This window comes from Paenibacillus phyllosphaerae, from assembly GCF_014192105.1.
GTDB classification, from domain to species: domain Bacteria; phylum Bacillota; class Bacilli; order Paenibacillales; family Paenibacillaceae; genus Paenibacillus_Z; species Paenibacillus_Z phyllosphaerae.
Map to the genome: position 1 here is coordinate 82,800 of NZ_JACHXK010000008.1, position 21,802 is coordinate 104,601.

The following is a 21,802-nucleotide window of genomic DNA, read 5'->3' on the forward strand; positions in this document are numbered from 1 at the left end:
TATGGAGAGGATGAATGCGCATGAGTGCACGAACAGCGAACCGCATCTTCGATGTGACCAATACGGTACTGGTGATCCTTGCCGTGCTGCTGTGCCTGGCTCCCTTCTTGCATATAATCGCGATATCGCTTAGTTCCTCCCGGGCGATCATGTCGGGGGAAGTGACGCTGCTTCCCGTCGAGTGGACCGTAGAGGCATACAAAAGCGTGTTCACGGATTCGGCGATGATCCGTTCCTTAGGCTTTACGATCTTGTTGACGCTGATGACGACGCTGCTGTGCATGGCCATGACGGTGGCGGCCGCTTATCCGCTCGCCAAGTCGCAGCTCAAGGGACGAAAGCTATATATGGTGATCATCCTGATCACGATGTTCTTCAGCGGCGGGATGATTCCCGAGTACATTCTGATCCGCGACCTCGATATGCTCAATACGATTTGGTCGCTGGTGCTGCCCGGACTGATCAGCCCGTTTTATCTGATCATTCTCATCTCCTTCTTCAAAGGCATTCCGGCGGGGCTTGAGGAAGCGGCCGAGATAGACGGGAGCAATCACATCGGCACCTTGGGCCGAATCGTGCTCCCGCTGTCCATGCCTGTGCTGGCCACGCTCAGCCTGTTCTATGCGGTAGGCCGATGGAACGGATTCCAAGACACGCTCATGTACATCACCAAACCTGAGCTCTATCCGCTGCAGCTCAAGCTATACCAAATTATTAACAACAGCCAAGCGACCGACCTATTGCGTATGGAGGGAACCGGCATGTCCGAAGTGCTTCCCGAAGGGCTGAAGGCAGCCAGCGTCATCTTCGCCACGCTGCCAATCTTGATCGTCTATCCATGGCTGCAGCGGTTCTTCGTGAACGGCGTGATGATCGGATCGGTGAAAGGCTGATGGAAAAGGCGGACAAAGGAGACTACTCGTTCTCAACCTGTTGGAATATCAAGCGACACGAAAGCGGTGCTGCGATGATCGAGGAAATCCTATCCCTCGGCTTCCGGAACATCGAACTGAACTACAATGTGACGTTCGACTTGCTGCGAACGATCGAACCGATGATCGAACGCGGGGATATTGCGGTCTCGAGCGTGCATAATACGTTCCCGTTCATCGACGATCCGGATTACGGCACCGATTCCGTGCTTCTCGGCTTCGACGACGAGACGAAGCGGAAGCGGGCCGTCGAATTGATGGTTCGTTCCGCCGAGTACGCTGACCGCTATGGCGCGGGCGCCGTTGTCGTCCATCCCGGCGAGGTGCCGTTCGACTATGATGCGGATGGTGAGCTAAAACGGTTGTATGCGGATCAAGGTCCCGCATCATCGGCGTATCGCGCGCGTTTTCTCGAGCTGGCAGAACGAAGGATTGAACGGTCTGGCGTCTATCTCGAGCGGATCTCGCGGAGTCTGGAAGAAGCGTGCGATATTGTCGCGAAGCGCGGCTATCGCGTCGTCTTCGGGATCGAGACTCGCGCTCGGTTCCATCAGATTCCGACGATCGCGGAGTCGGCTTCGATCATCGATCGGCTGGGCGGCGCGCCTGTCGGTCTCTGGTACGATATCGGACACGGCATGATGATGGAACGAATGGGATTGTATGAGAACGACGCCACTCTATTGGCCAAGCAAGGAAAAGTGGCGGGCGTACATATTCACGAGACGATCGGATTGTCCGATCATTGGTGTCCGTATGTGCACAGCGGTAACAATAGTTATTTCGACCGTTTCCTCCCCGTCATCGAAGCTGCGCCGATCAAAGTATACGAACTCAAGGCGGCTTGCGAACCGGAAACGATCGAAGCGAGCCATCGGATGATCGTCGAGAAGCTGGCCGTGCGGGCGAAAGAGCGCATCAATGAGGCGAGTCGCCGATGATTGCGCAGACGTCAATGGTACGAACAACGTCTCTCCTGCTGGTGAAGCTTCGCGCGTTCTACTTGGCGACAGGTCTTGCGGGCGGGTTGTTGAACCCGTATATGAGCACCATCTTCGTGGAAAGCGGATGGAACCGCAATGACGTCGGCATCATCATGTCGATCTCGTCCTTCCTTATTATTTTCGCTCAGCTCATGTGGGGGAGAATCGCCGACCGGTACCGATTGACGCGCACGATATTACTGCTCAGCTTGGCAGTGCCGGCCGCTGTTGCGCTGCTATATCCGGTAGCGTCAATGCCGGTGCTCGTCGCGGCGTACTTCGTGGTCATCTTGTTCACCTCGCCGCAAGCGCCGATCAGCGATGCCTATGCCGTCGCGGCAGCTCGCGCGGCAGGCTCGTCGTACGGCACGATTCGCAGTTTCCAGAGCGTCGGCAACGCGCTTGGCGGGTACCTCGCCGGCATGCTGGTGGCGACATATGCCCCGCATACGCTTGTGTGGCCGTTCTTCGCGTTCGGCTGTCTAGGCGTGGCGGTGGTGCTCGCGTTTCCGAAGGAGACCGAGGTGGCGTTTACTGGCCGATCGTTTTTATCCGGCATAGGGGATCTGCTTAGGGACATGAAAGTCGTTTTGTTCCTAATCGCCTGTCTCTTAATCAATCAGACGCTGACGGCGTTCAATACGTATTTCGTCGTCGTATTCCAGATGTCGGGAGGAAGTTATGAGCAATCGGGGCTTGCGCTCATGATCGCGGCGCTATCGAACGTGCCGTCCATGTTCCTTGCGTCGCGCGTTATCGGGAAACTTGGCATGGAACGCACGATGATGCTGGCGGCGGCAGCTTACGTGCTCAGATGGGCAATCCAATATGTGCTGCCGATCCCGTCCGTAATGGTCGGCGTGCAAGCATTGCAAGGTCTGTCGTTCGGGCTGTTTTATGTCGCCGCCGTCGAATATGTCGGTTCGCTAGTTTCTAGAGACCTGCAAGCTACGGGGCAGAGCGTGTTCAACGTCGTTTTCGTCGGAGCAGCAGGGATTGCGGGGAATTTGACGAATGGATTCTTGTTGGAAGCAGGAGGGCCTGCGGCCATGAATCTCGCTTGCATGGTGAGCGCGGCTTGCGGAGCGATGCTGTTGTTGGTGATCGTGAAGCGGTCCGGAACGTCTTCTCGGACGCAATCGAGGTTGAATGCGTAAGAACGAATTCAGAGGAGGGCATAACGCACAATGGTACGACAACATCCATGGGACGATATGACGCAAGAACAGCAGTTTCTCGTTACGCAATCAATGGCCTATATGGATCGGCACTACAACGCGGGAATGGGATTATTAAAAGACGAAAGCGGCGCTTATCATTCGACGCGGGCGAGTGCGCATTACGTGCTTGGTTTGCTGCTCAGGAATGCTCCGGGAGACCGGGAACGCGCCGTCGTAGCGATTGAACGAGTCCTCGACACGCAGCTGATTGCGCCGGGCGAGATCTATCACGCCACATTCCGGGCTTCGCCGGAAGCTGCATCGCCTCCGGCGGGGCGCATGGCGTGGGGGGCTTTCCCGCCTAGCATAGCCTATTCGCTTCCGGAGACGCTGGATTCCATCTTCGATACGTTCTTGGTGCAAGCGAAGGACCTGCTTGCGCTCAATGGCCCCGAGGGAAGAACGACGGCGAAGCGTATATTCCAGGAAGCGGCGGATTCCGTGCTGCCTCCAATATGGAGGAGTTACGATCCGAATTGGAGGGAGTTCATCGCTTGCACATTCGCGCTCGTGCTCGAACATTTCGAAGACGCGCTCCCGTCCGAGACGGTTAGGCGCATGGATTCCTCGATGGAGATGGCCGTTGCTGCTTCGATCGAACGCCGGCGATCCCAATCCATAGCGATGAATACGAACATCGAGCTGATGCATATGTTCATCGCGCATTATTATGGACATCGATTCGGACGCGAAGATTGGCAACGGCATGCAGAGGAAGAAGCGGAACGGTTCTTGCATGCCTACGAGGAGTTCGATTCATTCGCCGAATACAACTCGGCAACCTATTACGGCGTCGATCTCGCCGTGCTCGGCATGTGGCGCCGTTACGGGCGTACGGCATCGTTCCGGAAGATCGGCCTCGCCGTGGAGCACGGACTTTGGCGCAACCTGGCCTTATTCTACAACGCCAATCTGGAGAATGTGTCCGGACCATTCTCGCGGGCGTACGAGATGGAGATGGTCGCGCACAGCTCATTAGGCGTATTCGTCTACTTGGCGCTTGGTGCCGGATATGAGCATATGACGGCCGTGAACTGCGAGTCGGAGCATGACCCGATCATCGCGCTTGTCGGCGTAGACGTACCGGACGACGTCCTGCCCCTATTGCGCGAACATAGACAGAACCGCTTTGTCGCGAAGCAATTCCGCGAACTGGTCGAATGGGACCTGCCCGGCAGCAACTCGAACCTATGCACGACGGAAGCGTGGATCGGCGAGGATCTGATGATCGGCGCCTTATCCGGCAGCCGCAATACGAGCGGGCAGCTGCATCCGGCAACCGTTCATTGGCGTGCCGCGAACGGCGAGCGATACTCGATCCGTCTGTTGCGGCGTCTTGCAGGCGAGCATTGGAGCAAGCATACGCGGGGATTCTTGTATGAGGCCCACGCGAGCGAAGGGCATCTTAACGTCGAGATACAGATCGAGACGGATATGGAGATCGAAGTGTTTTTCGAGGTACAAGGGCCGAACCTTGGTTCTGCGGACGTGCGGGGCGGGGAGTGGATATTCCCTGGTTTGCGCTGCTCGCTCGAAGCCGAGGCGCCGGCGCCGTTCGTTCGCGAATTGGGAGAACGTATCGAGATCGTTTATCCCTATCGGCCGGCTCAATCCGCTCAGCGAATGAGCTTCCGACTGCAGGTGGAACGGAGCGACGATTAGTTTGCATGATAGAACGGAATAAGCGAATACATAGGTGGCAAGCGAAGCAGCTTGCCTCTTTTTCTATGTTCTTAAGCAATAGTGAGTTCGACGACCATGTGCTGCATATGCATATGGAAACGTTCTTAATCAGCCGACCATTCCTTAAGATGCATTTCGAAGAGAGGAAGGAAATTGCGGTTGTGATCCAGAATCTATGAGTAAGAAAATTCGTAGGTGGTGGAGAATGAGTCGCGGCATGGAATCGTCGTTCGCCGTAAGAGTGAGCGTTCCGGATGCGGGTTGCCCATACGAAATCAATTTGGCGAGAAATTCCGCCATCAACTACCTGACATCGAGAGGATTAACTATGCACAATTGGATGAAAAAACTCATGGTCGGCGGTATTGCCGCGGCCGCGTTATTGACGGTCGCGAATCGAATAGAAGCACCTTCCGCCAACGCTGCGGCGAAGGCCTATTATGTAGCTCCGACCGGTAAGGATTCGAATGCCGGCACGAAGCAATCGCCATGGAAAACATTGCAGTACGCGGCGGATACGGTTCAACCTGGCAGCACGGTCTATGTTCGGGGCGGCGTGTATAAGCAGAAGCTGAAGATTTCGCGCTCCGGTTCGAAAAGCGGCGGTGCGATTACGTTCGCCAATTATCCGAAGGAGACGGCGGTGCTCGACGGTACGGGGCTCGCGGTCAATGGCCAGGAAGGGCTGATCGAGATCGATGATGCCAGCTACATTACGATCCAAGGCCTGGTCATCCGGAATTTCACGACTGCGAAGAAGGAGCAAATGCCGATCGGCATCTTCGTCTATGGTTCCGGAACGGATATCAAGATCGCGGGCAATAAGGTGTACGCGATCAAGCATACGGTTGCCGTCGATCGCGATCTGGCCGGGCGAGATGCGCATGGCATTGCCGTCTATGGTAATGAAGCGCCCGATGCTATTCGGAGACTGACCATTGACGGGAACGAGCTGTATGGTCTGGTCCTCGGATCCAGTGAAGCGCTCGCCATCAATGGCAATGTAGATACGTTCTCGGTTACCAACAACAGTGTCCATGACAGCGACAATATAGGCATTGACCTGATCGGGTTCGAAGGCGTATCGCCCGATGAACGATATGACCAGGTGCGCAACGGGATCGTGAGAGGCAACAAAGTATACAACATAACGGCCAATTATAATCCGTCTTACGGCCGAACCTTGCCGAACAAAAGCTATTCCGCCGGCGGTATCTATGTCGATGGCGGCAAAGATAGCGTCATTGAGCGCAATTACAGCTTCGGCAACGATATCGGGATCGAACTGGCGAGCGAACATTATGGTAAAGCAACTAGCGGAATCACGGTGCGCAGCAACGTCGTGTACAGCAATCGCTATACGGGAATTGCAATGGGCGGATACGACGAGGACCGCGGGTCGACCGTAGGGAGCGTCATTATCAATAATACGCTTTACAACAATAACACCTTGAACGATGGCAGCGGGCAGATGCTGCTCCAGAATAACGCGCGCAATAACGTCATCATGAACAATATTATTCATGCCGGACAATCGGATGTATTCATCTATAACGAATATACGAGCAACACCGGTAATGTCGTCGACTATAATTTGTACTTCAGTCCGGCTGGGAAAGCCGACTCGTTCTGGACGTGGAAGAATAAGGAGTACACCGGACTCGAGGCTTATCGGAAGGCGACTGGGAATGACAAGCATTCCCTATTCATCGATCCGAAGTTCGTGAATGCGCGAATCGCCAACCTTCACTTGCAGAAGAATTCGCCTGCCATAGATGCAGGAACGGCGCATAAGTCGATCGCGAACACGCTGGACATTGATGGGAACAAGCGCATACAAGGTGCCAAGGTTAATATTGGCGCGGACGAGTAAAAGTCAGACATTGAAGAAATCGCCCTCCGGCAAGCGGAGCGGCGATTTTTTTTTGTGTCGGAAGAAGAACGTCTATTACTGCTATAATTCTAAAATTCTATGAATTGTCGACGAGGATCTGAAGGGTCCAATCTATTGATGACTCCACACCGTTAGACTTGATCGAGCAGCCGCGAATACAAGATATAATCCAGGGCAGCCGGAGGGAAACCGCCAGCGCGCAATGCCGTGTTGATCTGTCCCCGGTGGTATTGGCCATGCAAGGCGACGTGTATGAGAATATCCCGCACGGATGTCTGGAAAGGCGCGCCGGCCTGGCTGCGATAATCGATTACCCGATCCAATTCAGCTTCGGGCAAGGCGTCCAACCAGGCCTTATAGCCGCTGCTGTTAGCTTCGATTAGCTCCGAACAGGCTGCAAGATCAGCCCGGTCTTCCCATATCTTGATTCCTTCGCTGCTGTTGCCGTTAAGGCGAATCAGCCAGACGCGCTCAGCCTGCAGGATATGCCAGAATAACGTAGCAGCCTTGCCGGCTTCATCTGCTTGAGCGGCTTGCAGCGAAGCGAGCAGCTGACGGTTGGCCCATTCGAGATGGGTGAACATACGTTGAATCGTTTGCATAATTGACGGCCTCCTCCAATACTCCATTATCGACATGGTCGGTATCATTTTCCTCATCGTACCACGACTGTATGCGGGTTCCAAGTCAGTTAGATAGACATTTTCGTTCGCCGCTAACGGTATCTTGTCCGGAACTCCTTCGGCGTGCAGCCGGCTAAACGGTTGAAGCTGCGGATGAAATACGAGAATGTGCCGAAGCCTGTCTCTTCCGCGATCCGGCCGATGGTCTCGTTCGTATCGATCAGCAGACGCTTCGCTTGCTCAATTCGATAAGTGGCCAAATATTCAAGCGGCGTACAGCCATAAGCCCGTTTCATGCAGAGCGAGATATAATTGGCGTGAAAATGCAGCTCTTCGGCCATCGCTTTATACGACACCGCCGTTTTATAATTGCGGCGCAGGTAAGCGGATGCCTCGTCCGCTACGGAAATATACGAGCTACTCGCCGGCAATTTGGCTGCTTGTTGGAGGCAGAGCAACAGCTCTTGAAACAGGATTTGCTGCCGCCATTGCGAAGCGACCGTCGTTTCGTCCTCAAGGTCCAGAAGTTCCCTTAGCCATCCGTAAGCAGCTTCCGGGAACGTCATCTTCCCGGTCTGAGGCAAGTAATGGGCAAATTGATGGACCGTCTGCGTCTGAAAGGCATCTTTGGACCCTTCATTGATTGCGTCCGGACGTTCGTCTACCTCTTTCCACTGGCCTAACGTGTGGAAATGGAGCCAGTAGAAATGCGTCTCCTCCTCGCAAGGCAGCGCTGTCCGGTGGAAGCGGTCAGGTCTCAGAAGCGCGAACGAACCCGCTGGCACGGTTAACGAAAGCGGGTCCTCGCTCAGGTGCAGGCAGCCGCGAGTCACGACCAACAGGTCGAATACGCCAATTGAAGAGCGGTCCGGGTGACGGCCGCCAATCGGATACGTATCTTCCCCGCAGCAGATGAAATGGGGCAAAGGCGGAGAGAGGAATTGTATCATTCGGATACCTCCTGGAATGATTCTTCTGGCTTAATTATAACGAATAACGGCGTGTTTGGGAGGGGCCAACTTCGAACGATAAGTTGTGATCGTATTACTAATGAGTGATATCGGCTATCGGCTAAACCGCACAGACAAGGTTATATTCGAGTGGAAGGTTATACCACTACCGAAGGTGAAACGGATTTCGCCGACTTGAAGGGGCAGCACGTTTCTTCCTGAGAAATAGAGGAGTGAGGTCAATATCATGAAGCATACGGCTTTCCAAGCATTGCCGCTCGGGGCGATTAAGCCGGCGGGCTGGCTGCATGACCAATTACGCATTCAAGCCGATGGTTTAACCGGCCATCTGGAAGAGCATTGGGCGGATGTCGGACCGAATAACGGATGGATAGGCGGCACAGGGGAGAGTTGGGAACGCGGTCCTTACTATGTGGACGGTTTGCTGCCGCTAGCTTATCTGCTGGAGGATGAAGCGTTAATCGTCAAGGCGAACCGCTGGGTGGAATGGTCGCTCGCCAGCCAGCGCGAAGACGGATCTTTCGGCCCGGAGCGGATCGAGACCGTGAACAACGATGTGAGTCGGGAATACGATTGGTGGCATTACATGATCATGCTGAAGGTGCTGACTCAATATGCGGAAGCATCTCAGGATGCAAGAGTCGAGCCGTTCTTGTCCCGCTACTTCCGATACGTCCATCGGAATATCGTCGAGAAGCCGCTCAAAGGCTGGGCACAAGCGCGCGGCATGGAGATGTTGCTGTCGATCGAATGGCTGCATGAACGAACGCAAGAACCATTCTTGCTGGAATTGGCGGAGATCATCGCGCAGCAGACGACGGACTGGACCCGCGTATTTCATGATTTTCCATTCTGGCGCAAGGTGGAGCAATGGGACTGGAAGACGCATGTCGTTAACGTAGCTATGGGTACCAAAGCGCCGGCGGTGAGGTATGCGTTAACCGGAGACGAAAGGGAACGAGCCGCCATCCATCGCGGAATCGATAGCTTAATGACGTACCATGGCCAAGCTCATGGCATGTTCTCCGGCGATGAATGGTTGTCCGGCACGCATCCTAGCCAAGGCGTGGAACTGTGCGCGGTTGTCGAATATATGTTCTCGCTCGAGCAGCTGACCCGCATATTCGGCGAGGGAAGATTCGGCGATATCCTTGAACATGTGGCGTTCAATGCGCTACCCGCGACGATTGCCAAAGACTGGACATCGCATCAGTACGATCAGCAGGTGAATCAGGTCATGTGCAACGTGGCCCCTCGAAATTGGAGCAATTCGGCGGATGCGAATCTGTTCGGACTCGAACCGAATTTCGGCTGCTGTACCGCGAATATGCATCAAGGTTGGCCGAAATTCGTCTCCCATCTGTGGATGAAGGACCGCGATGGCGGTCTGGCAGCCGTATCTTATGCGCCTTCGATCATAAACGCCAAGGTAGGCGCTGGAAACGCACAGGCCGAAATTACGGTAAGCGGCGGTTATCCGTTCCGTGAATCGGTCGAGATGGCGATTCAGCTAAGCGAGAAGGTTGAATTCGGCATTTCCATGCGGATTCCGGCATGGTGCGAAGCTCCCGTACTGTCCATTAACGGCGAGAAGCTGGAACTTCATGCTGCGAACGGTTATGCCAAGGTCGTCAGGGAATGGAAGGATGGCGATAAGTTAACCTTACATCTGCCTATGACGGTGAGAACGGTGACGCGCAATCTGCTCGCCGTCAGCGTAGAGCGAGGTCCGCTCGTGTACGCGCTTCCCGTCAAGGAGAATTGGCAGCTCGTGAAGCCTCGCGCTCGCTTCCATGATTGGGAGATCTACCCGCAGTCCCCTTGGTAATACGGACTGCTCGCCGATCATGAGTTCCAGGTCGGTTATGGGGACATTGGACGGCAGCCTTTCGACGCAACGAACTCGCCGGTTCATCTCAAAACCAAAGGTCAATTGATTCGGGACTGGAAGCTCGAAGGGAACAGTGCGGGCACGCCGCCGCTTCATCCCAATACGGAGGGACAGCCGGTCAACGAACTTACGCTCGTGCCATACGGCGGAGCCAAACTGAGGATCGGCGAATTCCCGGTTATTGGCCATGCGCTGGAAGCGAGGCATCATTTATAACAAATAAGGCGATAGGCGTGAACCTCATGGTTATTACCGTGGGGTTCTTTTGGTTGACAGCCATCTATAACGTAGTTATTATAGACTCATAATATCCGCAATTAAAGGAGCTGATCCTATGCAATATGACGTAGCCATTGTCGGAGGAGGTCCGGCAGGATTGAATGCAGCATTGGTATTAGGAAGAGCGCGGAAGCGCGTGGCGCTGATCGATAACAGCGAGCCAAGGAACGGCATTACGCACGCTTCGCACGGGTTCATTACAAGGGATGGCATTACGCCAGGCGAATTCCGGCGTATCGGGTATGAAGAAGTGTTGCGTTACCCCTCGGTGCGGCATGTCATGGCGGCGGTAACCGATATTGGGCAGGCAAACGGGCAGTTTGAGCTGATAACGTCCACAGGTGAGCAGGTGCAAGCACGTAAGGTAATTTTGGCCGCAGGATTGAAAGAGGTGCTGCCCGAGATTGAAGGTATTCGCGAATTTTATGGAAAGAGCCTATTCAACTGTCCGTTCTGCGATGGCTGGGAACTTCGGGATCAACCGCTCGCCGTGATCTCGGACAATCCGCACGTGTTCCACAAGATCCGTCTGCTGCTCAACTGGAGCCGGGACCTCGTCGTGTGCACCAATGGGAGCGATATTCTGAACGCCGAACAACGCCAGCAGCTTGCAGATAAAGGAATTACCGTGGTGGATACTCCGATACAAAGGCTGACTGGCCAGCAAGGTATTTTGCAGCAGGTGCACTTTACGGATGGTACGCAGGTAGCGCGCAGCGGAGGATTTATTGATCCGGCTCTCATTCCGCATGTCCGGTTCGAGGAAGCGCTTGGGTATGAGACAACCGCAAGCGGCGGGATCGTGACCGATGAGATCGGAAGAACAACGACAGCTGGCGTGTATGCGGCAGGAGATTCGGCCTACGTGATGCCTTCCCAATTGATCTATGCCGCAGCGTCAGGGAGCAAAGCGGCGATGGCCGTCATGGCCGATTTCACCGAAGAAGAATGGCAGTCCGTGTAGTTGAGCGTGGACGGATTCTAGCAAAGCGAAAGAGATGCGAGGGGCGACCGTATGAAACGGTTACCGTTAGAACCATTGCGCAGCGGACGCCAATGGTTAACGGCAGGACAATTATGGTATATTCAATGGGTGATAAAGAATATGGGGGTCATCCAGTTGAAAAAGTCTATCCATCTATTCGGTCTCATCATGCTCGCCGGTCTTGTATTACTGTCGGCCTGTTCGAGTGTTGAAGAGAAACCAAGCGCAACCTCTACTGCTGAAACAACTGCGTCTAACTACACAGTCGTTGAAGATAAAAAGTTCGACAATACAGAGCAAAAGCAGGTTAGAGTCGTGACCAATGAACCGAACTACGAGGTCGTCACGAAAGCCGTGATGAACGAATTTAAGAATCAGAACCTCGATTCCATGCAACTGTTCATCCATGCCGCAGCAAGCGATGGCGAGGCTTACGGCGAGCTGAAGGCGCATGCTTTTATCGCCTACACCTCCAAAGGGGTCGGTCAGGTCGGGGCCGAGAAGCCGAACACCTATAAAATCATGGTGGCGAAGACCTCAACCGAAGAGGTAACAGAGCAGACCGTTCATTAATGGCATTAACCGGTCATGATTCGCAACTCGTCAGAATAGGATTAACTTACGGTCTCATAAGTTAACTGACAAGTGATAAGGAGTTGGATCATGGGTCTTTCCCGTATGAAAGTGAGTCGCGCGAAGATGATCGAAGCCATCACCATCATGCATAAGAGCAACATCACCATGGCAGAGGTTATTTTCAAGGCTGTCGCTACGAAAGGGTTTGCTCACATGTCGGATGAGGAAATCGAAAAGCTGTACCTGTACTGCATGAGTTCCCGGGTGCACTGAGACGCTAGAGAGCGAACCACGGTTCGGCTCTCTTTTTTATATCTATATAACTTGAACTGGAAAACCGAACCTAGTGGCGGAGCGGGAGAGATGGAGCTGGAGAAGCGCCAGCGTTCGCCTTTGTGAACGGATTACACCAATAAACTTCCTATCCAAGTAATCCGTGAACAACAGCGATCGGAAGTCCAATCACTCTTGCGTAGCCATTCTTTGTTCGAATCTTCAGTTCAACTTATATAGCCCTTGATTCCAAACACAATTATTACATTTCCCATCTTGAATATTTTACGGCTCGCGGACGGCTTTCCATGGTATGATGTTGCAAGCAGTACGCGGTGTCATAAGTCCATAAGAGATAAGGAATAGGGCGGGATGGGAAGATGGACAAAAAATGGTTGAGCTATGCGGGGCTGGTTACGGTCTCCGCCATTTGGGGAGCCAATTTCGGCATTTCCCGGTATGCGATGGATACATTCGATCCGATACTTTTCACGTTTTTGCGATTCGGGCTGGCAGTGCCGTTCTTCTTCCTGCTGCTGAAGCTGACGGAGGGAAGCATCGGAATCCCGTTAAAGGCAGCGTTGCAGCTAGCGGCAATCGGTTTGGTGGGCATTACGGGACTCGAGATTGCGGTCATGTACTCGATCAAATATACGACGCTTGCCAATGCTTCGCTGCTTAATGTAGCGCCTTGGCCGATTTTTGCCGCGCTATTCGGTCCGTTGTTCATCCGGGAAGCGATCTCTTCGAGGCTGGTTGTCGGCGGCATCGCGGCGCTAGTGGGCGTCTGCCTCATCATCCTTGGCGGCGAAGAAGGCTTGAATCTGGGATCGGATCACATGGTCGGCAACTTGCTTGCTCTCGGGGTCAGCATGATCGGCGCGTTGTATAACGTGGTCTGCATGCCGCTGATGAAGCAGTATTCGGCGCTTCGCGTCTCCACGTGGATGATTCTGTTCGGCAGCTTATTCATGGTTCCGTTCACGATGGGCTCTTGGGGGAAGGTCGCTTGGACGGAGCTTGGCACGGATAGTTATATGGCCATTATGTTCAATGTGCTCGTCAGCACCGTATTTGCCTTCGTGGTATGGAATGCGAGCATGTACAAAATCGGGGCTACGCGCGCGAACTTCTTCCGTTACGTGGTTCCTGCGTCCGCGATGATTGCCGGGTACTTCTGGTTCGACGAGACTATCGCAGGCTCCCAGCTCGTAGGCGCGCTGTTCATGGCCGCCGGACTGATCTGGATTAGCATGGAGAGACGCAAAGTAAACGCGCATCCGCCTTTGCAAGAGCTGAACTAGAAGGGTGCAACGAATACGGCCTTCCACAGGTTGATTTAGATAGCTTCGAATCCGATTCAAGGGATTTGAGGCTTTTTGCTTTGAGGCCAACAGACGGTGACGGGCATACCTCCGATCGAATACGATCGATGAAGTGTATGGTCGTGGGCAATTTTGGAACCGGGGCCGCATTATGCTACACTGGTTGAGGAATTACAGCTTGTTATGGTCAAAGGAGTGAATGGAATGACGGCATTACAACATCAAACGGCAATCATCACTGGAGCAGGCAAAGGGATCGGCAAATCCACCGCGATCGCGCTCGCGAAAGAAGGCGTGCATCTCGGATTGATCGCAAGAAGCGAAGCAGACCTGGCTGCGCTGAAGGACGAGCTATCCTCCCATAATGTGAACGTGTACTATGCGACAGCCGACGTATCGGACAAAGGGCAGGTCGACCAAGCGGTAGCGGGGCTGATCGGTCAGCTCGGCCGGGTCGATATCCTGATCAACAATGCAGGCATTGCCTCCTTCGGCAAGCTCGTCGACATGGAGCCGGAGCAATGGGAGCGCATCATCAACGTCAACCTGATGGGGACGTACTATGTGACGCGCGCAGCGCTGCCGACCATGTTGGAGCAGAACAGCGGCGCCATTATTAACGTCGCCTCGACTGCAGGACTTAGCGGATTCGCGACGGGTTCGGCTTACTGTGCATCGAAGTTTGCGGTGATGGGGCTGACCGAAGCGCTCATGCAGGAGGTGCGGAAGTCGAACATTCGCGTTACCGCACTGACCCCGAGCACCGTGAACACGGAACTGGCGGTGAATGCGGGACTGCCGATCGGCAACGAGGACAGAATGATGCAGCCGGAAGATGTGGCCGAGCTGATCTTGGCTGCCTTGAAATTGCCTGCGCGGGTGTTCGTCAAGATGGCCGGCATCTGGACGACGAATCCGCAATAAGCCACGGAATCGTTAAGTAAACATAAGCCATAGCTGTTACCGACAGAAGGACAACCTTATCGCCGACAGGCGAGAGGTTGTCCTTTTTTTAATGCCGTGCGGCCGGCGGGGAAGGCGCGGGATCGTTCCATAGTCGGGCTTACGTTCGCCTAACGGTATGTTATAATTCACCACATCAGACAAACATACACGGCCCAATATGATCGGTAAGCGCTTGCAATTGACTCGCCGTCGTATGGCTGCACCGAAGAAGGAGGTATTTATGCAGGGACAACTGCACATCCGGCGAAGATTGGGATCGCGATCGCTGCGCCGCACGCTCGTCATGTACCTGATGATTGCCTGCCTGCTGCCGCTTGCGCTCGTCGGCATCATTACGTACACCTCAATCTATTCGATTCTAACGAACAAGATTCAAAGCGGAATAAGCGCCAGCCTAAAGCAAGAAGCAGCCGCGCTAGAGAATTTGATCAGCAACTTGGATTTTGCCTCCAAACAGTTCGCGCTTGACGGGCAGATGGTCGATGAGGTCTCCGCCTTCTTAAGCGAGACCCAGATTTACAAAAAATCCGAAATCATGACGCGGATCAACGAGAAGATGAACCTCGTCAACTTTACGAACCCCTATCTCGGCTTGACCGCCTATGTGATGCCGGCAGCGGAAGGAGATCCCGTCCTCTTCTCGAACCTGAGCGTGAATCCGAACTTTGCGATAGACAAGCTAAGGCCTTTCGTCAAGTACAATGGCGCGACTTACAGCGGGCCGCACCGGACGATGTACAACTACAGCGAGAATATCGTGTTCTCCTCCGTACGCCCGGTTCGCGTCTCCGAGAACCATAAGGTCTATGTGTATCTCGAATCCAACTACAATTTGTTCCGCAAAATTCTTAATCCCGAGTCCTATGGCGTCGAAGTCTCGCATCTGCTCATCAACGAGCACGGAGAGATCGCGTACGTCGAGAATGACGAAGCCCCGATTCCGCTCAGCCAGCCAAGCTGGCAGGATGCTTCGTTGCTGCATGAGGAGTTCGGAGGCTATCATCTGTTCCGTTACAAAAGCGAGCAGGGCTGGGAGCTCATCACCGCGGTGAAGAAATCGACGTTCAACAGCGAGCTTCGGCTCTGGTATTCCAAAATGGTCCTGCTCACTTTCGCCATGCTGCTCTTCGCCGGCCTGATCGCCATGCTCATCTGGCGCAAAGTGTATCGCCCGCTGCGGAAGGTGAATATCGAGATCGTCCGGATGGCGGAGAACCGGACGGCGCCTGTGACGTTAACCCGCATTGAAGAGTTCGATCTGCTGCTCATGAACTTCCAGGAGATGAAGTCAAAGGTGAACGAGCTGATCGATGCGGCCGAGCACAATGAGAAGCAGAAGAGCCAGCTGGAAATCGAGAAGCTGCTCAGTCAGATCAATCCGCATTTTCTGCACAATACGCTCAATTCGGTGCAATGGCTCGCCCGGATGAACGGGCAGAAGGAGATCGACAAGCTCGTCACGCTGCTAGTGAAAGTCCTTCATTACAACCTCGGGAAGCAAAGCTTGATTGTCACGCTTCAAGAGGAGCTCGAGGCGCTGCACAATTACATGGAGCTGCAGCGGGTACGGTACGACTATGAATTCGATTTCGATGTGGAAGCAGACAAGCATCTGCTCAATACGGCGATTCCGCGATTCTTGCTTCAGCCGTTGGTCGAGAATGCGATCTATCATGGCAGCAGCGAGCAGACGAGCCGCGTCACGGTATCGATCCGTACGTCCGGCACCCAGCGGATGGAAGTCAACGTGATGGATAACGGCAGCGGAATGACCGAAGAGGAGGCGGCGCAATTGTTGGAGGACGATAACAAGGGGGCAAGGCGCGGACTTGGCATTGGGCTGTCATATGTGAGCCGGCTGCTCAAGCGCTACTATGGCGAGGAGGCCGCAATAGCGATCCGAAGCCAGCCGGGAGTTGGGACGAAAGTGCGCATCGAGCTGCCGATTAGAGGGAAGGAGCATCTGGAATGATACGTGCCATTGTTGTAGATGACGAGAAGCTCGTCCGCAAAGGATTCATCTCGATGATTGACTGGGAACGATACGGGATCCTCATTGTCGGTGAGGCCGCTGACGCGAAATCCGCGCTGTCGGTGTTGGCGCAAACCCCGGTCGATCTGTTGTTCACCGATATTACGATGCCGGGCCAGTCGGGCTTCGAGCTGATGAAACAAGTCAGACGGCAGTTTCCGCGCGTTCAAACCGTCGTGCTGACCTGTCATCATGAGTTCGATTACGTCCAAGAGGCGCTCCGGCTGGGCGCCATCGATTATATCGTGAAAACGTTATTCGAGCTCGAGAGCACCGCAGAAGTGATGAGCCGGATCGTGGAGCGATTCCGATGGGAGCAAGGCAGCCGCAAGGCGGAAGAGGATGACGCGGAAGGCGGATGGGCAACGGATCGCACACTCGTCTTCATCCCGAATTCGGATCGCTCCGACAGCGGCGAGCTGTATCGGCTGCCGGGCATCCCCCAGAGCATCCGCATGGAGAAAGCCGGGATCTATTGGCTGGTCCCTATACTGGAGTCTGAACGTACGGCGCAATGGCTGCAGGAGTTGGACGAGCTTAAGGAATGGCGAGCGGCACAAGTCGTAGGCGTTGCTGGTGAATCCGTAGCCGATATGGAGCGAGCATTCACGGAAGGGATCGAAGACGCCTTGTACTATGTAGACGGGTCTAGTGAAGGCATGCAGACAATCGGCTATGAGGCTTTGCGTAACCAGAAGACGAGCATAAGCGCGAAAGAAGGATCTCAGCTGAACGAGCGGATGATCTGGGCATTATCGTCACGGGATTTGCGCCAGCTTCTCGAACGGATCGAATCGGAGCGTCCTGCTCCGGCAAGTCTGGCCTTGGCGGCTGAACAGCTATGCCGCGAATGGCATGGGCTGCTGATTACAGCAGCGGAGCGGGGCGAGTTGTCTTCGTTAATCCCACGTATCCGAACATGGCCGGACTTCCAGCAGTGGCTGCGTAGATTCGCCGATTGCGCGCAACGGCGCATGGTGGAACTGGGCTTGTCCAAGGAAGTGATGCTGTCACTGCTTAGCGCGGTCCAGTATATGCGTGTACAGGTCGGCACCCGGATCAATCAGCATGACGTTGCCTCGCACGTCGGGATGAGCCGAAGTTACTTCAGCCAATGCTTCTCGCGTTTCGCGGGCGAGTCATTCGGCGAGACGCTTCGCAGCATGCGGATCGAGCATGCGAAGAGACTGCTGCTGGAAACCGATGACCCGATATATAGCGTTGCATCGCTCGCCGGATTCGACGATGACAAATATTTCAGCAAGCTGTTCCGCGACCGTGTAGGGCTCTTGCCGACCGAATTCCGCTCGCGAGGTGGGAATTTGGTTTAACGGAAGGCGAATATGGTTTGATTTTTGACGACAGCCGCCTTGCAGGAGCATGCGGTTTTCGCTCTCGTTCCTGACACCTATTTCGATACAATGAAAGCGTAAACAACGGCAACGAATTCGGAAGCGGGGGATATCATGAAAGCAAAAATGTGGATGGCTTCATCGATGGTGCTCGTTATGGCGCTAAGCGCTTGCTCGAACGGCGGTAGCAATAATGAAACGGATAGCACCGGGAGCAACAACGGCGCCGCTGCCAATCAGTCTAATGCAGGAGAAGGAAACGCGAACGAACCGGCCAAAACCGGCGATGATCTTGCTTATGAAAAAGTAACGGAACCGATCACGGTTAATATCGGGTTCCGCGCTCCGGACGACAAGCTTCCGGAAGGAGAGACGAACGACAACAACATCGTCTCCCGCTATCTGGAGAGCGTGACGGGCATCAAAGTGGGACATACGTGGGAGGCGAAGGGCGAGGATCCTTTTAAGCAGAAGGTGAATCTGGCGATTGCCAGTAACGACCTTCCGGACGCGCTCGTCGTGGACCGCAACCAGCTTCGGAAACTGGTCGATAATGACATGATCGAAGATTTGACCGAGGTGTACGAGAAGTACGGTTCGCAGCTAGTCAAAGATATGTATGATTCGACGGATGGGCTGGCGCTGGCCGACGCTTCGGTGGATGATAAGCTGTATGGCCTGCCTAACGTCGCGATCGAGGCGGATGCGCCGTCGCTGCTCTGGATTCGACAAGATTGGCTGGATAAGCTGAAGCTTACGCCGCCGAAGACGATAGCCGATCTGGAGAAGATTGCCGACGCGTTCGCGAATCAAGATCCGGACGGCAACGGCAAGAAGGACACCGTCGGTCTGACCGGCGACAAAATGGTCGTGTTCGGCCAGAAACCGAACCCGAACGGATTCGACACGATCTTCAGCGCTTTCCATGCCTTCCCGAAAAACTGGATTAAGGACGCATCGGGCAATGTCGTGTACGGTTCCATCCAGCCGGAGAACAAGGAAGCGTTGGAGTTGCTGGCCGATTGGTACAAGCGAGGCATAATCGATCCGCAGTTCGCGTTGTACAAAGAAACGCAGGAGCCGATCGTCGCGAACAAGACAGGCCTGTTCTTCGGCCCATGGTGGATGCCGTACTGGCCGCTCGCGGATTCGGTCGTCAATGACACGAAAGCAGACTGGAAAGCGTACGCAGCACCGACGGACGAAAGCGGGAAGTTCGTGACGCACATGGCGCCGGTCACCGACCGTTATCTGGTCGTGCGCAAAGGCTATGAGCATCCGGAAGCGGTCGTGAAGCTGCTTAATGCCTTCACGCGGTTGGAGCGCAGGCAAGATCCGAACGCGGAAGAAGTGAAGAAGCTGGACGATTTTGCGGCGGAGACTGGTGTACATGTACGTAACTTCTATCCGTTCGATCTCCTGCTCGACTACTCGGATGCGGTCGTTCAGCGTTACGACAACGTGCAGAAGGCGATAAGAGGCGAGATCGACCCGAATACGTTCGATCCGGATACGAAACTCGTCTACGATTTCTCGTTAGCCGAGAAGGAGAATCCGAAGAAAAATATGGACGCGTGGAAAGCGGCCAAAGCGTATGAGCTGGGCGGCGGCGTTCTCTTCCAGACGGAGATGGAGAAGGTGTACAGCGTCTTCTACGGCATGACGCGCACGATGGAGACGAAGTGGACGACGCTCGAGAAATTGGAGAATGAGACGTTCTTGAAAATCATTGTCGGCGATCTGCCCGTATCGGCTTTCGATGATTTCGTGGCGCAGTGGAATAAGCTGGGCGGCGAGCAAATTACGAAGGAAGTCGCTGAGATCGCAAGCGGCAAATAAGGCGGTGACCTATGTATACTCGCAAAAACGCGCTGCATTATCATGCGATGGTACTGCCCGGAATTATATTGCTGCTTCTCTTCAGCGTCGTTCCGATGGGGTATGCCGTCATCGCGTTCCAGAACTTCAAGCCGGGCCGGGGAATTTCCGGCTCGGAGTGGATTGGGCTTGAAAACTTTCAGTATTTGATGGAGCTGCCGGACAGCCGGCTGATCTTCTTCAATACGATTTTCCTGGCGGTGCTCAAGATCATCGCGAATCTGATCGTGCCGCTCGTCTTCGCGCTGCTGCTCAATGAGGTGCGGGTCCGGTTCTTGCGCAAGTCGATCCAGACTATCGTATATTTGCCGCACTTTATCTCTTGGGTCCTGCTAGCCACGATCTTCTTCGACGTCTTCTCGCTAGAGGGGATCGTCAATCAAGCCTTGGGCTTGTTCGGGATCGATCCGGTCTTGTTCTATGCGAGCAACAGCTGGTTCCCGGCGATCATCGTCGCGACGGATGTGTGGAAAGAGTTCGGATTTAACGCGATCGTCTACTTGGCGGCGCTGACCGGCATCAACCCCGCGCTCTATGAGGCGGCGAGCATGGACGGCGCTTCGCGGTTCAAGCAGCTGTGGCATGTTACGCTACCCGGCGTGAAAACGACGGTGATCCTGCTTGCGACGCTAGCGCTCGGCAACGTCATGAATGCGAATTTTGACCAGATTTTTAATATGTACAATCCGCTCGTCTATCAGTCGGCCGATATTATCGACACCTATGTATACCGGGTCGGACTGAACGATCTGCAGTACAGCCTTGGAACAGCGGTCGGCTTGCTCAAGTCCGTCGTCAGCTTTATCCTTGTCGTTCTATCCTATGTACTGGCCAGCAGATTCGCGGGCTACCGGATATTCTAATGGGAGGTGACTGCTTGTGGTAGGTTACAACAGCGTCCGGAACCGGATCATCGACGGATCGATACTCGCTGCCTTGTTCCTCATTACGATCGCCTGTTTGATCCCGCTGCTCCATACGGTCGCCGTCTCATTCAGCGATAAGACGGCAGCTGACGCGGGCAGAGTGTTCCTTACGCCGATCAAAGCGACGACGGCGAGCTATGCGAAGGTACTCGACGACGGGCAATTTTTCAAGGCGTTCCTGATCTCGGTGGAGCGGGTGTTGCTCGGCGGACTTATTAATTTCGTGCTGACGATTATGATGGCGTTCGCCTTATCGAAGGATGCCAAGCAATTCCCGATGCGCAACGTGTACATGTGGTTCCTCGTCTTCACGATGCTGTTCAATGGAGGCGTTATCCCTTGGTTCATGACGATCAAAACCTACGGCCTGCTCGATTCGATCTGGGCGCTTGTGCTGCCGCACGCCGTACAGGTGTTCAATGTCATCTTGCTCATGAACTTCTTCCGCAATCTGCCAAAGGAGCTGAACGAAGCGGCCGAGATCGACGGCGCTGGTCCGTGGTATGTCATGATCCGGCTTTATATTCCGTTATCGCTGCCGTCGATTGCAACCGTAACGCTGTTCAGCATCGTGTTTCACTGGAACTCTTTCTTCGATGGGCTCGTGCTTATGAGCAAACAGGATCATTATCCGCTGCAAACGTATATTCAGACCCTCGTGACGCAGATCAGCGCGCAAGCGATGACGAGCATGTCGCCGGATGAGCTCGCCGCAGCGATGGCCGTGTCCAATCGCACATTCAATGCCGCGAAGATCATCGTCTCGATGATCCCGATTCTGATTATCTATCCGTTCATCCAACGGTTCTTCATCCATGGCATCACGCTTGGGTCGGTGAAGGAGTAGCAATAAAGTTGGCGAATGCCTGAAGAATATTGACAGTGTTTGCCGTAAACGCAAAAACATACATGCAAGAAAGGCAAAGGATTCGTAGCCGCGCGGCTGCGAATCTTTTTTTATTTCACTTTAATTTCCAAATGTCTATACCTAACATATTCGCGGTATATGGACG

The 21,802-nt window shown here is 54.2% G+C and carries 19 protein-coding genes; 17 read left to right on the forward strand and 2 right to left on the reverse strand.

Annotated features, from left to right (window positions below):
- The first annotated feature begins 20 nt into the window (after positions 1-20).
- The 5 genes from FHS18_RS18110 (at position 21) to FHS18_RS18130 (ending at position 6,691) form a co-directional block, all read left to right on the forward strand.
- Positions 21-893, forward strand: a complete 873-nt coding sequence (locus FHS18_RS18110) for a carbohydrate ABC transporter permease (RefSeq protein ID WP_183601505.1) — start codon at positions 21-23, stop codon at positions 891-893.
- Positions 893-1,873 carry a TIM barrel protein gene (locus FHS18_RS18115; protein ID WP_183601506.1) on the forward strand — a complete coding sequence of 327 codons (981 nt, stop codon included), beginning with the start codon at positions 893-895 and terminating at the stop codon, positions 1,871-1,873. Before FHS18_RS18110 ends, FHS18_RS18115 begins: the two co-directional genes overlap by 1 nt.
- On the forward strand, positions 1,870-3,072 hold the full coding sequence (locus FHS18_RS18120) for an MFS transporter (protein ID WP_183601507.1): 1,203 nt from the start codon (positions 1,870-1,872) through the stop codon (positions 3,070-3,072). Before FHS18_RS18115 ends, FHS18_RS18120 begins: the two co-directional genes overlap by 4 nt.
- 30 nt (positions 3,073-3,102) lie before the next feature.
- Entirely contained in the window at positions 3,103-4,797 is a 1,695-nt protein-coding gene (locus FHS18_RS18125; protein ID WP_183601508.1) for a hypothetical protein, read from the forward strand.
- 361 nt (positions 4,798-5,158) lie between these two features.
- Entirely contained in the window at positions 5,159-6,691 is a 1,533-nt protein-coding gene (locus tag FHS18_RS18130) for a right-handed parallel beta-helix repeat-containing protein (protein WP_183601632.1), read from the forward strand.
- A gap of 152 nt (positions 6,692-6,843) precedes the next feature.
- Here the strand turns inward: FHS18_RS18130 and FHS18_RS18135 are convergent, their stop codons facing one another.
- Both FHS18_RS18135 and FHS18_RS18140 read right to left on the reverse strand, forming a co-directional pair.
- Positions 6,844-7,314 carry a DinB family protein gene (locus FHS18_RS18135; protein ID WP_183601509.1) on the reverse strand — a complete coding sequence of 157 codons (471 nt, stop codon included), beginning with the start codon at positions 7,312-7,314 and terminating at the stop codon, positions 6,844-6,846.
- Positions 7,315-7,427: 113 nt separating this feature from the next.
- The gene (locus tag FHS18_RS18140) at positions 7,428-8,285 is read right to left on the reverse strand and encodes a helix-turn-helix transcriptional regulator (protein ID WP_183601510.1); all 858 of its coding nucleotides are present in this window, start codon (positions 8,283-8,285) and stop codon (positions 7,428-7,430) included.
- A gap of 247 nt (positions 8,286-8,532) precedes the next feature.
- On the opposite strand from FHS18_RS18140, the gene FHS18_RS18145 reads away from it, so the two are divergent.
- The 12 genes from FHS18_RS18145 to FHS18_RS18195 all read left to right on the forward strand — a co-directional run bounded on the left by FHS18_RS18145 (position 8,533) and on the right by FHS18_RS18195 (position 21,636).
- Entirely contained in the window at positions 8,533-10,134 is a 1,602-nt protein-coding gene (locus tag FHS18_RS18145; protein ID WP_246427746.1) for a beta-L-arabinofuranosidase domain-containing protein, read from the forward strand.
- 105 nt (positions 10,135-10,239) lie between these two features.
- The gene (locus FHS18_RS34430) at positions 10,240-10,413 is read left to right on the forward strand and encodes a hypothetical protein (RefSeq protein WP_246427747.1); all 174 of its coding nucleotides are present in this window, start codon (positions 10,240-10,242) and stop codon (positions 10,411-10,413) included.
- Positions 10,414-10,531: 118 nt separating this feature from the next.
- On the forward strand, positions 10,532-11,440 hold the full coding sequence (locus FHS18_RS18150; RefSeq protein WP_183601511.1) for an NAD(P)/FAD-dependent oxidoreductase: 909 nt from the start codon (positions 10,532-10,534) through the stop codon (positions 11,438-11,440).
- 51 nt (positions 11,441-11,491) lie between these two features.
- Positions 11,492-12,034 carry a hypothetical protein gene (locus FHS18_RS18155; protein WP_183601512.1) on the forward strand — a complete coding sequence of 181 codons (543 nt, stop codon included), beginning with the start codon at positions 11,492-11,494 and terminating at the stop codon, positions 12,032-12,034.
- Positions 12,035-12,124: 90 nt separating this feature from the next.
- Entirely contained in the window at positions 12,125-12,310 is a 186-nt protein-coding gene (locus FHS18_RS18160) for a hypothetical protein (protein ID WP_183601513.1), read from the forward strand.
- Positions 12,311-12,690: 380 nt separating this feature from the next.
- Complete coding sequence (locus FHS18_RS18165; protein WP_183601514.1) at positions 12,691-13,614, forward strand: DMT family transporter; 924 nt, start codon at positions 12,691-12,693, stop codon at positions 13,612-13,614.
- Positions 13,615-13,839: 225 nt separating this feature from the next.
- Positions 13,840-14,559, forward strand: coding sequence for a 3-ketoacyl-ACP reductase (locus FHS18_RS18170; RefSeq protein WP_183601515.1), 720 nt, complete (start codon positions 13,840-13,842; stop codon positions 14,557-14,559).
- Between the two features lie 262 nt (positions 14,560-14,821).
- Positions 14,822-16,573: a sensor histidine kinase gene (locus FHS18_RS18175; protein ID WP_183601516.1), complete on the forward strand. Its 1,752-nt coding sequence runs from the start codon at positions 14,822-14,824 to the stop codon at positions 16,571-16,573.
- The gene (locus FHS18_RS18180; RefSeq protein WP_183601517.1) at positions 16,570-17,964 is read left to right on the forward strand and encodes a response regulator; all 1,395 of its coding nucleotides are present in this window, start codon (positions 16,570-16,572) and stop codon (positions 17,962-17,964) included. The genes FHS18_RS18175 and FHS18_RS18180 overlap by 4 nt, the downstream gene beginning before the upstream one ends.
- A 135-nt stretch (positions 17,965-18,099) precedes the next feature.
- Positions 18,100-19,824: an extracellular solute-binding protein gene (locus FHS18_RS18185; protein WP_183601518.1), complete on the forward strand. Its 1,725-nt coding sequence runs from the start codon at positions 18,100-18,102 to the stop codon at positions 19,822-19,824.
- Between the two features lie 11 nt (positions 19,825-19,835).
- Positions 19,836-20,726 (forward strand): ABC transporter permease, encoded by an 891-nt coding sequence (locus FHS18_RS18190; RefSeq protein WP_183601519.1) that lies wholly within the window; start codon positions 19,836-19,838, stop codon positions 20,724-20,726.
- 16 nt (positions 20,727-20,742) lie between these two features.
- The gene (locus FHS18_RS18195) at positions 20,743-21,636 is read left to right on the forward strand and encodes an ABC transporter permease subunit (RefSeq protein WP_183601520.1); all 894 of its coding nucleotides are present in this window, start codon (positions 20,743-20,745) and stop codon (positions 21,634-21,636) included.
- Positions 21,637-21,802: the final 166 nt, after the last annotated feature.